The organism is Nocardia sp. NPDC059764 (genome assembly GCF_042732555.1).
Taxonomy (GTDB): Bacteria; Actinomycetota; Actinomycetes; order Mycobacteriales; family Mycobacteriaceae; genus Nocardia.
Genome location: NZ_JBHWHH010000185.1, coordinates 1 through 14,209 on the forward strand (window position 1 = coordinate 1; position 14,209 = coordinate 14,209).

Here is a 14,209-nt window from a genome sequence, read left to right on the forward strand (position 1 = left end):
ATGCATGACTGCTATAAGCAGTGGTAGCGATCACAACTGTGGCCGAAGACACGTGAAAAGTACTGCGCGCAACGCGAGAAGCGTCATGTGCGCCCGACGAGTCCGGCCGGGTACAACGGATGGGTGCCGCAGACCTCGCAAGCCACCTACCTGCAGGATCGTCATATGGTCGCGCTCTGGACGTGGACCGGCCACGGTCCCGGAAGCGCGCCGCGTGAACTGGGCGAGGTGCAGACCCTCACCCTGGCCGTCCCGGACCGCGAGGGCATCGGCGTCGCCGACGTGGAATGCGCTCTGGTGGAACCGGAACGGTTATGCACTCTGGCTATCGCCAATCCTGGCGAATCGATACACCGATTACGAGAGGCCCTCGACACGGACATCGAGACCCGCCTCCTGCCCACGGCCGCACACGCCGTGCCCAACGCCACGGGAACGGCCGTGGTGTCCGCGGCACGGACGCTGCGAGCGCTGCGGGACACCGTCACGCTGAGCGCCGAGCTGCGATCCGGACTGAAGGCCGAGCTGCGGCCGTATCAGGCGCGCGGCATCACCTGGCTGCGTGAGACGACCGCCACACACGGCGGCGCGGTGCTGGCCGACGAGATGGGCCTCGGCAAGACCGTGCAGGCCATCGGCTACCTCCTCGGGAAGGCCGCAGACGGACCACAACTCGTGGTGTGTCCGACATCACTCGTCGGCAACTGGGCGCATGAGATCGAGCGGTTCGCGCCCGGACTGCGGGCCGTTGGCTGGCGCGGCGGCGACGCCCCCGACGCGGACGCGGGCGCCATCGTGGTGACCGGCTACCCGACCCTGCGCGGGCACGGCGAGGCCCTGGCCGGGCAGCGCTGGGCGAGCGTCGTTTTCGACGAGGCGCAGGTGCTCAAGAATCCGCGCACCCAGGTCGCCAAGGCGGCGCGGGCGATTCCCGCCGACGCGCGCATCGCGTTGACCGGCACACCGGTGGAGAACCACCTCGACGAACTGTGGGCTCTGCTGAACCTGGTCGTGCCCGGCGAGTTCACCCACAAGGCGCAGTTCCGACGGCGGTTCGTGCGACCCATCAGCGAAGGCTCGGCGAGTGCGGTGCTGCGCTTGCGCGACGCCCTCGAGCCGATCGTGCTGGGGCGCCGCAAGACCCAGGTCGCCGCGACCCTGCCGCCCAAGATCCACACCGACCTGGTGTGCGACCTGACCGCGGAGCAAGAACGGATCTACGACCAGCTGCTGGAACGCGCCGAGGCCCAGGGCTTCGGCAGCGGCTCGCAACGGCACACCCGGGTGCTGGCCGTGCTCACCGAACTCAAGCAGGTGTGCAACCACCCCGGGCTGATCACCGGCGATGTGGGCGAATTGGCCGGGCGCTCCGGCAAATTCGACGTCTGCTCCGACATCCTGGCCGGCAACCTCGACAACGACTCCCCCACACTGGTGTTCACCCAGTACCGCAAGACCGGTGAGCTGCTGGTCCGGCACTGCGCGGAGGAGTTCGGAATAGAGGTGCCGTTCTTCCACGGCGGGCTGAACGCCGAGCAACGCGCCGAGCTCGTCTCCGGCTTCCAATCCCCGGACGGCCCACCGATCCTGGTGCTGAGCCTGCGTGCCGCGGGCACCGGCCTGACCCTCACCCGGGCCGCCGACGTCGTGCACTACGACCGCTGGTGGAATCCGGCCGTGGAGGCGCAGGCCTCCGATCGCGCGCATCGCATCGGGCAGACCCGCACCGTCACCGTCACCACCCTCACCTCGGGCACCACCATCGAGGAGCACATCGCGGGCATGCACGATCGCAAGTCCGCGCTCACCGACCTCACCGACGCGGCCGGAGTCGCCGAACTCGCCCGCCTCGACGACGAACGACTCCTGGAACTGCTGCGCCGGAAGCGGGGGAACTGACATGGCCGACAACGAATTCGGATACACCGCCTGGGGCAAGGACTGGGTGCGGCTCGCGGAACCGTTGAACCTCACCAAACCCGAGCCGCTGCTCCCCCGCGCCCGCAGCATCGCCCGCAACAACGGCGTCCGCACCGAGATCGAGGGCACCGTGGTCCGGGCCCACATCCACCGCGGCTCCGAAGCCTCGGTGACCCACCTGGAACTGGCCTCGTTCCCGCGCGCCACGATCGACGCCATCGCCGCCGTGGTCCCCGCCGACAGCCTCACCCTCGGCGACGACCTGCACGCCGCGGTCCTCGCCGCGGGCATCTCGGTCACCCCGATCCTCGCCGCCACCGACTGTTCCTGCCGCGCCCGCAACGCCCGCTGCCTGCACATGCTGGCCAGCTGCTACGCGGTCGTCCGGCTGATCGACGAAAACCCCTGGCTCGCCTTGGATCTCCAGGGCTACCGCCTCGCCCCGCCCGCCGCCGACACCGACACCCCGGTGTCGATTCCCCGCTGGACACCCATCGACGCCCTCGACCCGGCGGTGTTCTTCGGCTGAGCACGCAGCCGCCCCGCCGTCCGGCCTACTCGGGGCGGCGGGCGCGAAAGCGGAAGTTGGTTGCCGCGCTGCGGACTTCGATGTCGGTGAAACCGACGCGGGTGAGGCGGGCCCGCATCGTGTCGGGCGGGACCGGGACGCAGGTGTCGCCGAGATGGATGAGGCGGAAGGTGGGGCGGTCGATGCCGTCGCTGCCCGCGAAGACGCCGCCGGGGCGGTCGTCTTCGACCTGCTCGATCCGGTGGAGGTCATCCCGATCGGCGCGCGCACCCCCGAGGAGCCGCGCACCCGCCGCGTCGCCGAACTGCTGCGCGCCGACCCGGCCGACCAGCGCACCCTGGCCGAACTGGCGGATGCGGTCGCCACCAGTCCCCGCACGCTGGCCCGGGGCTTCCTCGCCGAGACCGGAATCACCTTCGGCCAGTGGCGAACCCAGCTCCGCCTGGCCGCCTCGCTGCCGCTGCTGGCGGCCTCGGGTCTGCCGGTCGCCCGGATCGCGGCCCGCGCCGGATACTCCACCGCGAGCGCCTACGTGGCCGCCTTCCACCGCGAGGTCGGCGTCTCCCCCGCCCGTTATTTCACCTGCTGACCGTCGAACCCGAACCTGTCGGTCCTCGCGGCTATCGTCGGGGCATGGCGAAGCCCACGTACACGTTCACCGCCGAGCTCTGGGAATGGGAAGCCCAGGCCGCGTGGCACTTCGTGAGCCTGCCCGAGGCCATCACCGACGAGATCGACGAACTCTACGGCCACACCGCGGCCGGATTCGGTTCGGTGAAGGTGAAAGTCACCGTCGGAACCAGCCGCTGGTCCACCTCGATCTTCCCCGACAGCAAGCGCGGCACCTACGTGCTGCCGATGAAGAAGGCCGTGCGCACCGCCGAAGGGCTGGCCGCGGGCGACCCGGTCGAGGTCGAGCTACAGATCGCCTAGGACCACAACGCCGCTCGCGTCCCCGGCCCCGGCTCACACCCGTCGCAGGGCGGCGATCCGCTGGGACAGCTGGTCGGCGGTGGCCAGCGCGGTCGGCGGGCCGCCGCATTCGCGGCGCAGGTCGCCGTGGATGACGCCGTGCGGTTTGCCGGTGCGGTGGTGGTGCATGGCGACCAGACTGTTGAGTTCGCGGCGCAATTCACCCAGGCGGTCGGCGGTGGCGGCGCGTTCAGCGGCCGCCTCCACGCCGGCCCCGGACGGGCGGGCCTCGGCGGCGGCGCTGCGGTCCTGGAGTTGGCGGGACTGGCGTTCGCGCAGCAGCGCGCGCATCTGGTCGGCGTCGAGCAGGCCCGGGATGCCGAGGTAGTCGGCCTCCTCGTCGCTGCCCGAGAAGGTGGCGGTGCCGAAGGAGTCGCCGTCGTAGATGACCTGGTCGAGTTCGGCGTCGGCGGCGAGGGCGATGAACTTCTTCTCCTCCTCGCCCGGCTCGTCCTTCTGCTTGTTGGCGTCGATGAGCAGTTCGTCCTCGAGACCGTTGGCCTCGCGGTGCGGCTTGCCGATGACGTGGTCGCGCTGCAGTTCCAGCTGCGCGGCCAGGTCCAGCAACACCGGCACCGACGGCAGGAAGACGCTCGCGGTCTCACCGGCCTTGCGGGCACGCACGAAACGGCCGATGGCCTGCGCGAAGTACAGCGGGGTGGAGGCGCTGGTGGCGTACACGCCGACCGCGAGCCGCGGCACGTCGACGCCCTCGGACACCATGCGCACCGCGACCATCCACGGGTCGGTGTTGTTGCTGAACTCGCCGATGCGGTCCGAGGAGTCCGGATCGTCGGACAACACGATGGTCGGTTTGGTGCCCGAGATGTGTTCCAGCAGTTCGGCGTAGTCGCGCGCCTTCTCCTGGTCGGTGGCGATCACCAGGCCGCCCGCGTCGGGCATGCCGGTGGCGCGCAGCTGCCGCAGCCGGGTGTCGGCCGCGGTGAGCACCTTCGACATCCAGTCACCGGCCGGGTCCAGGGCGGTACGCCAGGCCCGCGCGGTCTGTTCCGCGTTCAACGGTTCGCCCAGCCGCGCCGAGTACTCCTCGCCCGCGCTGTCCCGCCAGTGCGCCTCGCCGGAGTAGGCGAGGAACACCACAGGTCTGACGACGCCGTCGGCGAGCGCCTCGGAGTATCCGTAGGTGTGGTCGGCGCGCGACTTCTCGAACCCGGACTCGTCGGCCTCGTAGGTGATGAACGGGATCTTCGAGTCGTCGCTGCGGAACGGCGTACCGGTCAGGTGCAGTCGGCGGGTGGCATCGCTGAACGCCTCCTCGACCGCCTCACCCCAGCTCTTGGCGTCGCCGGCGTGATGGATCTCGTCCATGATCACCAGCGTCTTGCGGTTCTCGGTGCGCACCCGGTGCTTGAACGGATGCGACGCGATCTGCGCATAGGTGACGACCACGCCGTGATAGTCCGACGAGGTGGAACCGGTCGAGTTGGAGAAGTTCGAATCCAGCTGGATGCCGGTGCGCGCGGCCGAGGCCGCCCACTGGTGCTTGAGGTGCTCGGTGGGCGCGACCACCGTCACCTGGTCGACCGTGCGGTCGTTGAGCAGCTCGGCGGCCACCCGCAACGCGAAGGTCGTCTTACCCGCGCCGGGCGTGGCGACGGCGAGGAAGTCCCGTGGCTTGGCAGTCAGATACTTCGTCAGCGCCCTGCGTTGCCATGCACGTAGCGAACCGCCACCACCCGAAGTCACTCGGAAGAGATTAGCGAGTGCGACCGACTGCTTTCCAATCCGACACAGCCCCTTCGAGTGCCGCACGACACATTGCGGGTCCCATCCCATTCGAAGCCCTGGTAGGCGATGCTTAGGCCACGATGAACGCGCACGACGAATCTCCGCAACACGCCGACGCGTCCCCGCCCGGCATCCCCGTTGTGCTCGCCGACACCCGCTGGGGCGGCGTCCGGCAGCTCGTCACACATGTGGCGGCCAAGGCGTGGAGCGACGCCATCTTCGCCAAATCGGCGGCGGCCGCCTTCTGGCAGACGCTGTCGCTGGCCCCGCTGCTGCTGGGTCTGCTCGGCAGTCTCGGCTATGTCGGGCACTGGTTCGGGCCGAACACCGTGAACATCGTCCAGTCCAAGATCGTGGCCTTCGCGCGGAAGGCGTTCAGTCCCAGCGTGGTCGACACCCTGGTCCAGCCGACCGTGAACGACGTGCTGCAACGCGGGCACGGCGGGGTGGTGTCGGTGGGCTTCGTGCTGTCGCTGTGGGCGGGATCCTCGGCCATGGCGACCTTCGTCGACGCCATCACCGCCGCGCACGGCCAGGCCACCGCGCGCCACCCGGTCTGGCAGCGCATCTTCGCGCTGCTGCTCTATGTCGGCTTCCTGGTCGTGGCGGTGCTGATCCTGCCGCTGATCGCACTGGGCCCGACCCTCATGGGCCGGGTCCTCCCGCACGGCTGGCGCGAACCGGGCCTGCGCCTGATCGACGCCTTCTACTACCCGGGCACCGGCCTGCTGCTCATCGTCGGATTGACGTTCCTCTACAAGACCGCCCTGCACCGCACCCTGCCGTGGCACCGGTTGTTCGGCGGCGCGCTCGTCGCGGGCGTGTTCTTCATGGCTGCCAGCGAGGGCCTGCGCCGCTACCTGGGCTGGGTCACCCGCACCGGCATCTCCTACGGCGCGCTCGCCACCCCCATCGCGTTCCTGCTGTTCACCTTCTTCCTCGGGTTCGCGATCATTCTCGGCGCCGAGTTCAATGCCAGCGTCGAGGAGTTCTGGCCCGCCCGCGCCACCCGGATGGACCAGCTGCGTCACTGGTGGCAGTCCCGCAAGCCCCCGCAGACGAGCAGCCCAGCACGCGGTTGAGCCCGGCGAATCAGCTGTGCTGGGACCGCAGCGCGGCGAACCAGTCGAGCAGTTCGGGATGGTCGACCGCCCCGCGCGCGACGACCTCGGCCGGATCACCGCCCTGGAACAGCTTCTTCAAGGGAACCTCGAGCTTCTTGCCGGTCCGCGTGTGCGGAATGCCCGGTGCGGCGATGATCTCGTCGGGAACGTGCCGGGACGAGAGCTCGCTGCGGATGGCCGCGTTCACGCGGCTCCGCACCTCGTCGGTCAATTCCGCACCGTCGGAGAGCACGACGAACAACGGCATCCAATAACCGCCGCCGGGCTGTTCGACGCCCAGCACCAGTGCTTCCGCGATCTCGGGCAGGGTGTCGACGGCCTGACAGATGTCGGCGCTGCCCATGCGAATGCCGTTGCGGTTCAAGGTGGAATCCGAGCGGCCGTGCACGATCACGCTGCCGCGTTCGGTGTGGGTGATCCAGTCCCCGTGCCGCCATACGCCGGGGTAGGTGTCGAAATAGGCCTCGCGGTAGCGGACGCCGTCGGGGTCGTTCCAGAATCGCAGCGGCATCGACGGCATGGGTTTGGTGATGACCAGCTCCCCCACCTCGCCGCGGACCGGACAGCCGTGCTCGTCCCATGCCTCGAGTGCCACACCGAGACAGGGCGCGGACAGCTCCCCCGGCCAGACCGGCACGGTGCGCGCGCCGCCGGCGAAGGCCGACACCACGTCGGTGCCTCCGCTGATGGAGGACACCGACACGCGATCACCCACGCGATCGCGCACCCACAGTGACGACGACGGCGGCAGTGCCGCACCGGTGACGCCCACCGAGCGCAAGGCCGACAGGTCGTGGTCTCGCCGGGGCTCCGCGCCGGCCTTCTGGCAGGCGAGCAGATAGCCGGGACTGGTCCCGACCACGGTCGTCCCGGTGTGAGCGGCCAACCGCCACAACTCGTCCGGGCCGGGGTGGGCGGGGCTCCCGTCATAGCAGACGATGGTGGCCCCGACCAGTAGTCCGGCGATCTGGTAGTTCCACATCATCCACGACGGGCTGGTGTACCAGAAGAAGGTGTCCTCGGGCCCGATATCCGATTGCAGCGACAGCGATTTCAGGTGTTCGAGCAGCACCCCGCCGTGCCCGTGCACGATGCCCTTCGGCTTGCCGGTGGTGCCGGAGGAATAGAGAACCCACAGTGGATGATCGAAATCCACCGCCACCGTGTCGATTCCACGCCCGACCCACTCCATCGACGCGACGCTTTCCCAGTTCAGCGCGCCGCGGACGGTGAGCCCGAGCCGCGAGACCGCCACGGTCGCCCGCAGTGTCGGCAGGCCCGCGCGAAGCGCCGCGATATCGTCGCGCTTGTCGTGCGCCCGGCCCGCGTAGCGGTAGCCGTCCGCGGTGATCAGTACGGTCGGCTCGAGTTGGCCGAGCCGGTCCAGCGCGGCCTGCGCCGAGTAGTCCTGCCCGCAGACGCTCCAGATCGCGCCGATGCTCGCGGTGGCGAGGAAGGCGATCACCGCCTCGGCGATATCGGGCAGGTACCCGGCCACCCGGTCCCCCGGACCGACGCCGAGGGTACGCAACGATCGAGCCAACGCCCCGGTGCGCGTGAGCAATTCCGACCAGGACAACTCGCGCGCGGATTCGTCCTCGTGCAGGGCCACGATGGCGGGCCGGTCGGCGCGCGCCTGTCGCACCACCCGGTCGATGTAATTGACCGTGGCCCCGGGGAACCAGCGACTACCCGGCAGCGCGTCGTTCGCCAGTACCGTCGCGGGCGCATCGCCGAGCTCGAACCAGTCCCACACCGCCCGCCAGAACCCGGGCAGATCCTCGACCGACCACTGCCACAGCGCCTGATAGTCGGGCAGGTGCATTCCGGTACGCGCGGCGACGAACCGCGCGAACCGGGTGACCTGCGCGTCCTCGATGACATCGGGGCCGGGTATCCACTGCGGCTCAGGGTGGCCCGCCACTGCCGGTGGGAAGAACCTGGTCATCGTGCGCTCCATCCGCCGTCCATGGTGTACGAGGCACCCGTCACCATTCCGGCCATGTCGGAGGTCAGCCAGCCGACCAGCGAGGCGACCTCCTCCGGTTCGACAAGGCGCTTGATCGCGCTCTCGGTCAGCATGATGGTCTCCACCACCTCCCGCTCGGCGATCCCGTGTGCTCTGGCCTGATCGGCGATCTGCTTGTCCACCAACGGAGTCCGCACATAGCCCGGGTCCACGCAGTTACTGGTGATCCCGAACGGCCCGCCTTCCAGGGCCGTCACCTTCGACAGCCCCTCGAGTGCGTGCTTGGCCGTCACGTAGGCGGACTTGAAGGCCGAGGCGCGCAGGCCGTGCACCGAGGAGACGTTGACGATCCGCCCGAACCGCTGCAGCTGCATGTACGGCAGCGCGGCGCGGGTGAGCAGGAACGGCGCCTCCACCATGAGCGCGAGCATGGTCCGGAAGCGCTCGGGCGGGAATTCGGTGATGGGAGCCACGGTTTGGACGCCCGCGTTGTTGACCAGGATGTCGACGTCCAGTTCCAGGTCTTCCAGCGCGGCGACGTCGCACAGGTCGACTTCCCATGCGGTGCCGCCGATCTCGGTGGCCACCGTCTTGGCGGCCACACCGTCGATGTCGGCGACTCGCACTGCCGCACCGCGGCGGGCCAACTCGCGCGCGCACGCCGCGCCGATCCCGCTCCCGCCGCCGGTAACCAGCACCGTCCGCCCGCGTAGGTCTCCCTCGCCGGCGCCGCCGGGGATCATGCCGTCACCGCCTTCGAATCGGCCTGCGCCGCGATCTCTTCCGCGTCGGCGCGGTCGACAGCTTCCAGGTCGAAGCCCTTGGTCTCCTTCGCGCACAGCACCGCGACCACGGTCACCGCGGCGGCCGCGGCCAAGTACACCGCGATCGGCACCGAGGACTTGTACACGTCGAGCAGCTTCACCGCGATGATCGGCGCCACCGAGCCCGCCACGATGGAGGTCACCTGATAGCCCAGAGACACACCGGAATACCGCATCCGGGTGGGGAACATCTCCGCCATGATCGCCGGCTGCGCCGCGTACATGAAGGCGTGGAACACCAGCCCGATGATGATGGCGAGCAGGATGAGGGCATTGTGCTCGGAATCCATCAGCGCGAAACCGAAGAAGCCCCAGGTTCCCGCAGCCAGCGCGCCGATGAGATAGATCGGCCTGCGCCCGTATCGGTCGCTGAGCCGCCCGGCCAGCGGAATAACCAGGAAATGGACGGCGTGGGCGGCCAGCAGCCACCACAGGATCACCTTGGTGTTCGCGCCGACGTGCACCTTGAGGTATGTGATCGAGAACGTGACGACGAGGTAGTACATGATGTTCTCGCCGAAGCGCAGCCCCATGGCCGTGAACACGCCGCGCGGATACCGCCGGAGCACTTCGAAAGCACTGAACGAGGCGGCCTGCTCGCGCTCCGCCTGCTGTTGCGCCGCAAGGAAGATGGGCGCGTCGGTGATTTTGCTGCGCACGTAGTAGCCGATCAGCACGACCACCGCCGAGAGCCAGAAGGCGACCCGCCAGCCCCAGGACAGGAATGCCGCGTCCGACAGGGACGAGGTCAGTACCAGCAGCACGACGGTGGCGACCATATTGCCGACCGGAACCGCCGCCTGTGGCCAGGAGGCCCAGAAGGCACGGCTGCGGCTGGGGCTGTGCTCGGCCACCAGCAGCACCGCGCCACCCCACTCGCCACCGATGGCGAAGCCCTGGATGAACCGCAGCGTGACCAGCAGTACGGGAGCCAGATAGCCGACCTGAGCGAAAGTCGGCAGGCAGCCCATGAGGAAGGTCGCCGCACCGACGAGCACCAGGCTCAGTTGCAGTAGCTTCTTGCGGCCGTGCCGATCTCCGAAGTGCCCGAAGACGATTCCGCCGATCGGCCGGGCCGCGAAGCCGACCGCGTAGGTGACGAACGCGGCCAGGATGGCATCCAGATCACTGGTCCCCTTGGCGAAGAACACCTTGTTGAACACCAGCGTCGCCGCCGTGCCGTAAAGGAAGAACTCGTACCACTCCACGACCGTGCCGGCCATGGAGGCCGCGACCACCCTTCGGAGTGCGGCGGGACCGGTGCCCGCTTGCCGCACCGATTCTCGGACGCTCATGCCTGATCTCCTTCACAAACAAGCCGCGTTGTGACACGGCCCACACACGTGAGGACGAGTATTGGTGCACATCGAAACCCGCCGCAATGACCACTTTCGCAACCGCCATCTGCAAAACTGCACATGTGAGCGCGACCTCCACCACCCCGAGCCCCGACGATCTACTGGTGCTGCTGGCGGTCGGGCGCAGCGGCCGATACGTCTCGGCCGCAGACGAACTCGGTATCAACCACACCACGATCTCGCGCCGTATCGCCGCGCTCGAACGGGCGCTCGGCGGACGGGTCCTCGACCGCGGCACCGGCGGCTGGGAACTCACCGATCTGGGCCGGGCAGCCCTGCGCGCCGCGGAAACAGTCGAATCAGCGGTCAAATCGCTGACCGGCGGACGCGGCGAGCGCACGCTCGAGGGCGTGGTCCGCCTGTCGGCGACCGACGGCTTCAGCGCGTACCTCGCCGCCCCCGCGGTCGCCGAGGTGCAGCGCCGCCATCCCCGGGTCAGCGTCGAGATCGTCACCGGCACCCGCCGCGCGTCGCTGCACCGCTCGGGCCTGGATCTCGAGATCGTGGTCGGCGAACCCCGGGTCCGGCGCGCGGAGGCGTTGCACCTGGGCGATTATGTGCTGGGCCTGTACGGGTCGCGCGCCTACCTGGCCGAGCACGAGGCCCCCGCCACCGTCGCGGATCTGCCGAACCACCCCTTGATCTACTTCATCGACTCCATGCTCCAGGTCGACGACCTCGATCTGGCGTCCGGATTCGCCCCGGCCATGCGCGAATCCATTTCATCCACCAATGTCTTCGTCCACGTCGAGGCGACCCGCGCTGCCGCGGGCCTGGGCCTGTTGCCCTGCTTCATGGCCGACCGCCACGCCGACCTGGTGCGCGTACTGCCCGGCCACGTCGGCGTGCGTCTGGCGTACTGGCTGGTCTCGCGCGCGGAGACGCTGCGCCGACCCGAAGTGGCCGCGTTGGTCGAGGCGCTGCGCGCGCGAGTACACGCGGAGGCGGCCGCACTGCTCGGCACCACGGCCGAGCACACCGGCGGATCAGCTGATCGATCACCGGCGCACCGCGATACCGACTCCGGCACAGCGTAATTCAGTCCTCGAATACGGCCGCCTCATCCAGGCGGTGTACACGCAGTGCCAGCTGGATCTCGAGCGCCCGATCGGGGCGCTGCTCGACACGGTGAACGCTGGGAGAAGTGCCGACGTCCGGCTACGCCATCAGGCGCAGCAGCCCGAGCTCCGGTTCGAGCGCGCCGTCCTGGCCCAAGGCCACGAAATCCGCTTCGACGTCCGCACGGGAGAGTTTGCCCGCACGCACGGCGCGGTAGCGGACGAAAGACCAGATGAAGATGTCGAGGTTGTCGAAGCGCGTGCCTACTTCGACAACCTCTTCCTCGTGGAACCACACCGCCACTTGACCATTGGTGAGGACGACGTAGAGGTTGCCGCCGCCGTCCGCGCCGATGGAGTAGACGTCGTCGTCGGTCAGTTCGGTCTCGTAGTCGGAATCGAGGAGGCCGCAATCGTTTCCGGCGAAGTCGAAGGCATAGGACCAGTCGAAGATGTCGAGGAATTGCGGCATGCGCCCGGAGCGGACGCGGTCGTCGAAGGCCGCCAGGGCGGCCGCGTGCTCGTCGTCCAGACGTGCCAGGAACGGCTCGACCGGCCGGGATTCCTCCGGCACCGCAACGGTTTCCGCGTCCGGGAACCAGCGCGCCAGATCGTCGTCGAGATCGCGATCGATATAGCCGACCAGGTCGGCGGGGGTGAGACTCACGCCGGGATTGTAGGCCCCGGCCGTCCGACACCATCCATTAAATGTCCGTAATGTCTGTTTCATTCTGAATCTCGACCAATAGACGAGGACGATGTCGAATACCACTGGAAGACTCCGACAATGGGCGGCCGCGGCCGCCGTAGGTTTCCTCGCGCTGACCGGGGCCACGGTGCCCGCGGCGGCGGAGGAGACACCGGACTACGCACCGACAATGCTGATCCTGGACGCCTCGGGATCGATGGAACGGCCCGATCCGGCGGGCACCATGATGGACGCGGCCAAGGTGGCCGTGCATTCGTTCGTCGACTCCGCGCCCGCGCAGTCGCGGGTCGGGCTGGCCGTGTACGGCACCGGCACCGGAAACACCGAGGCGGACAAGGCCGCCGGCTGCCAGGACGTGCAGGTCCTGCACAAACCCCAGACCCTCGATCGGGCCGCGCTCGGCAGCGCCGTCGACGGTGTGCAGGCCCGCGGCTGGACGCCCATGGGCACCGCACTGCGTCAGGCCGCCGCGGCGCTGCCGGATTCGGGACCGCGTTCGATCGTGCTGGTCTCCGACGGTGACGACACCTGCTCCCCGCCCGACCCCTGCGAGGTGGCGGCCGAATTGAAGCAGCGCGGACTGGATCTGGTGCTGCACACCATCGGCTTCGCCGTGGACGGCAAGGCTCGGGCGCAGTTGACCTGCATGGCCCAGGCCACCGGCGGCACCTACACCGACGCCGCCGACGGGGCCGCGTTGCAGCGCACGCTGCCGCGCGTCACCGCCTCCGCCCTGCGCAACTACAAGGCCGTGGGCACGCCGATCACCGGCACCGGCAGCCACGACACCGCCCCGGTGGCGACGCCCGGGCTGTACCTGGACACCATCGGCCAGAAGGAGAAGCGCTACTGGGGTATCGACATCCCGGACGGCGCGACCGCGTATTTCAGTGGCACCGTGTCGTTTCCACGCGTCACCAATGTCGGCGTCGTCGAGGACATGAACGTGATCCGCATGCGCGCCTTCGGCGCGGACGGCAAGGACTGCAATCTCTTCGAGTTCCAGCAGACCACCAGTTCCAGTGACGGCGTGGCCATGACGGTGGCGAAGTCGTTCGAGCGGGCCGCCCAGAAACGCGAGAACCCCTCCGACACCTGCAAGGGCGGCGGCAAGTACTACTTCCAGCTCGAGTGGGACAGGGTGGCCACCGGTGTGCCGGAACGACTTCCGATCGAACTGATCTTCGCGATCGAACCGGGCGTGACCGATCCCGGGCCCGCGGCGGCCGCCATGCCCACGACCTTCGTCGAGCAGAGCGGGCCGGGCACGCCGGTCTCGGGCGGCGCTTCGTTCACCGTCGCCGCCGACCTCCCGGGCGCCGGGCGCTACACCGATGTGGTGCGGCCGGGCGAATTCGTGTTCTACCGGGTGCATCTGGATTGGGGTCAGGCCCTGTCCTACCGAGTCAATTACGCCGGGAACGGGGTGCGGGGATCGGACAACATCTCCAATATCCGCACCGCGTTCTACAACCCGATCCGCGAGGAGATCGACTCGGACACCGGCGCTTACACCGGCAGTGACACGGTGCTGCCGTCGAGCAAGGCGCTGGCGACCACGCCCGTCCGCTACACCAACCGTTCCGCCGACCGGTACGAGTCGCACAAGGAAACGCTGGCGGGCTGGTACTACATCTCGGTCAAGGTCGGGTCGAACCACACCACCATGGGCTCGAACACCCCCGTCGCGGTGCAGCTGGATCTGACCGTCAGCGGCACCAAGGAGAGCGGCCCGCGCTACACGAGTACCGCCGACATGTTCGGCGAGCACTCCGGCCCGAGCGTGAGCCGCACGTCCCCGTCGGGCAAGACGCCCGGCGCACCGGTCGCGGCGGATTCGACCGATTCGAAGTCGAATTCGACGCTGATCCTGATCGCCGCGGCAATCGGGGCCGCCGTCGTAGTCCTGGGCGGCGTGCTCATCGCGGTCCTCGTCGCCCGCGGGCGGCGCAGCAGGTAACCGCAGGTGACAGCCGGGGCCGCGGGTCGCACGTCAT

The 14,209-nt window shown here is 68.9% G+C and carries 11 protein-coding genes and 1 pseudogene; 7 read left to right on the forward strand and 5 right to left on the reverse strand.

The window, feature by feature from the left end; all coding sequences use genetic code 11:
- Nucleotides 1-165: 165 nt before the first annotated feature.
- The 4 genes from ACFV4K_RS29625 (at nt 166) to ACFV4K_RS29640 (ending at nt 3,382) form a co-directional block, all read left to right on the forward strand.
- Entirely contained in the window at nt 166-1,899 is a 1,734-nt protein-coding gene (locus ACFV4K_RS29625; RefSeq protein ID WP_379279372.1) for a DEAD/DEAH box helicase, read from the forward strand.
- Between the two features lies 1 nt (nt 1,900).
- Nucleotides 1,901-2,449, forward strand: coding sequence for a hypothetical protein (locus ACFV4K_RS29630; protein WP_379279357.1), 549 nt, complete (start codon nt 1,901-1,903; stop codon nt 2,447-2,449).
- 154 nt (nt 2,450-2,603) lie between these two features.
- Nucleotides 2,604-3,038, forward strand: coding sequence for a helix-turn-helix transcriptional regulator (locus tag ACFV4K_RS29635; RefSeq protein ID WP_379279359.1), 435 nt, complete (start codon nt 2,604-2,606; stop codon nt 3,036-3,038).
- Nucleotides 3,039-3,082: 44 nt separating this feature from the next.
- Nucleotides 3,083-3,382 (forward strand): DUF1905 domain-containing protein, encoded by a 300-nt coding sequence (locus ACFV4K_RS29640; RefSeq protein WP_379279360.1) that lies wholly within the window; start codon nt 3,083-3,085, stop codon nt 3,380-3,382.
- Nucleotides 3,383-3,415: 33 nt separating this feature from the next.
- Here ACFV4K_RS29640 and ACFV4K_RS29645 read toward each other — a convergent pair whose 3' ends face one another.
- Nucleotides 3,416-5,128 (reverse strand): DEAD/DEAH box helicase, encoded by a 1,713-nt coding sequence (locus ACFV4K_RS29645; protein WP_357283047.1) that lies wholly within the window; start codon nt 5,126-5,128, stop codon nt 3,416-3,418.
- 173 nt (nt 5,129-5,301) lie between these two features.
- On the opposite strand from ACFV4K_RS29645, the pseudogene ACFV4K_RS29650 reads away from it, so the two are divergent.
- Nucleotides 5,302-6,249 (forward strand): annotated as a pseudogene (locus ACFV4K_RS29650) (YihY/virulence factor BrkB family protein); the annotation flags it as partial.
- 13 nt (nt 6,250-6,262) lie between these two features.
- Here ACFV4K_RS29650 and ACFV4K_RS29655 read toward each other — a convergent pair.
- From ACFV4K_RS29655 to ACFV4K_RS29665, 3 genes are read right to left on the reverse strand one after another with little or no spacing between them, the layout of a single operon-like run.
- On the reverse strand, nt 6,263-8,242 hold the full coding sequence (locus ACFV4K_RS29655) for an acetoacetate--CoA ligase (RefSeq protein WP_379279362.1): 1,980 nt from the start codon (nt 8,240-8,242) through the stop codon (nt 6,263-6,265).
- Nucleotides 8,239-9,006, reverse strand: coding sequence for a 3-hydroxybutyrate dehydrogenase (locus ACFV4K_RS29660; RefSeq protein ID WP_379279364.1), 768 nt, complete (start codon nt 9,004-9,006; stop codon nt 8,239-8,241). The genes ACFV4K_RS29655 and ACFV4K_RS29660 overlap by 4 nt, the downstream gene beginning before the upstream one ends.
- Entirely contained in the window at nt 9,003-10,382 is a 1,380-nt protein-coding gene (locus ACFV4K_RS29665) for an MFS transporter (RefSeq protein WP_379279365.1), read from the reverse strand. The genes ACFV4K_RS29660 and ACFV4K_RS29665 overlap by 4 nt, the downstream gene beginning before the upstream one ends.
- A gap of 86 nt (nt 10,383-10,468) precedes the next feature.
- Here ACFV4K_RS29665 and ACFV4K_RS29670 point away from each other — a divergent pair, with 86 nt between their 5' ends.
- On the forward strand, nt 10,469-11,482 hold the full coding sequence (locus ACFV4K_RS29670; protein WP_379279367.1) for a LysR family transcriptional regulator: 1,014 nt from the start codon (nt 10,469-10,471) through the stop codon (nt 11,480-11,482).
- 121 nt (nt 11,483-11,603) lie between these two features.
- Here ACFV4K_RS29670 and ACFV4K_RS29675 read toward each other — a convergent pair whose 3' ends face one another.
- Nucleotides 11,604-12,170 (reverse strand): hypothetical protein, encoded by a 567-nt coding sequence (locus ACFV4K_RS29675; RefSeq protein ID WP_379279368.1) that lies wholly within the window; start codon nt 12,168-12,170, stop codon nt 11,604-11,606.
- A gap of 91 nt (nt 12,171-12,261) precedes the next feature.
- Here ACFV4K_RS29675 and ACFV4K_RS29680 point away from each other — a divergent pair, with 91 nt between their 5' ends.
- A complete protein-coding gene (locus tag ACFV4K_RS29680; protein ID WP_379279370.1) occupies nt 12,262-14,172 on the forward strand; it encodes a VWA domain-containing protein in 1,911 nt (636 codons plus the stop codon).
- Nucleotides 14,173-14,209 lie beyond the last annotated feature (37 nt).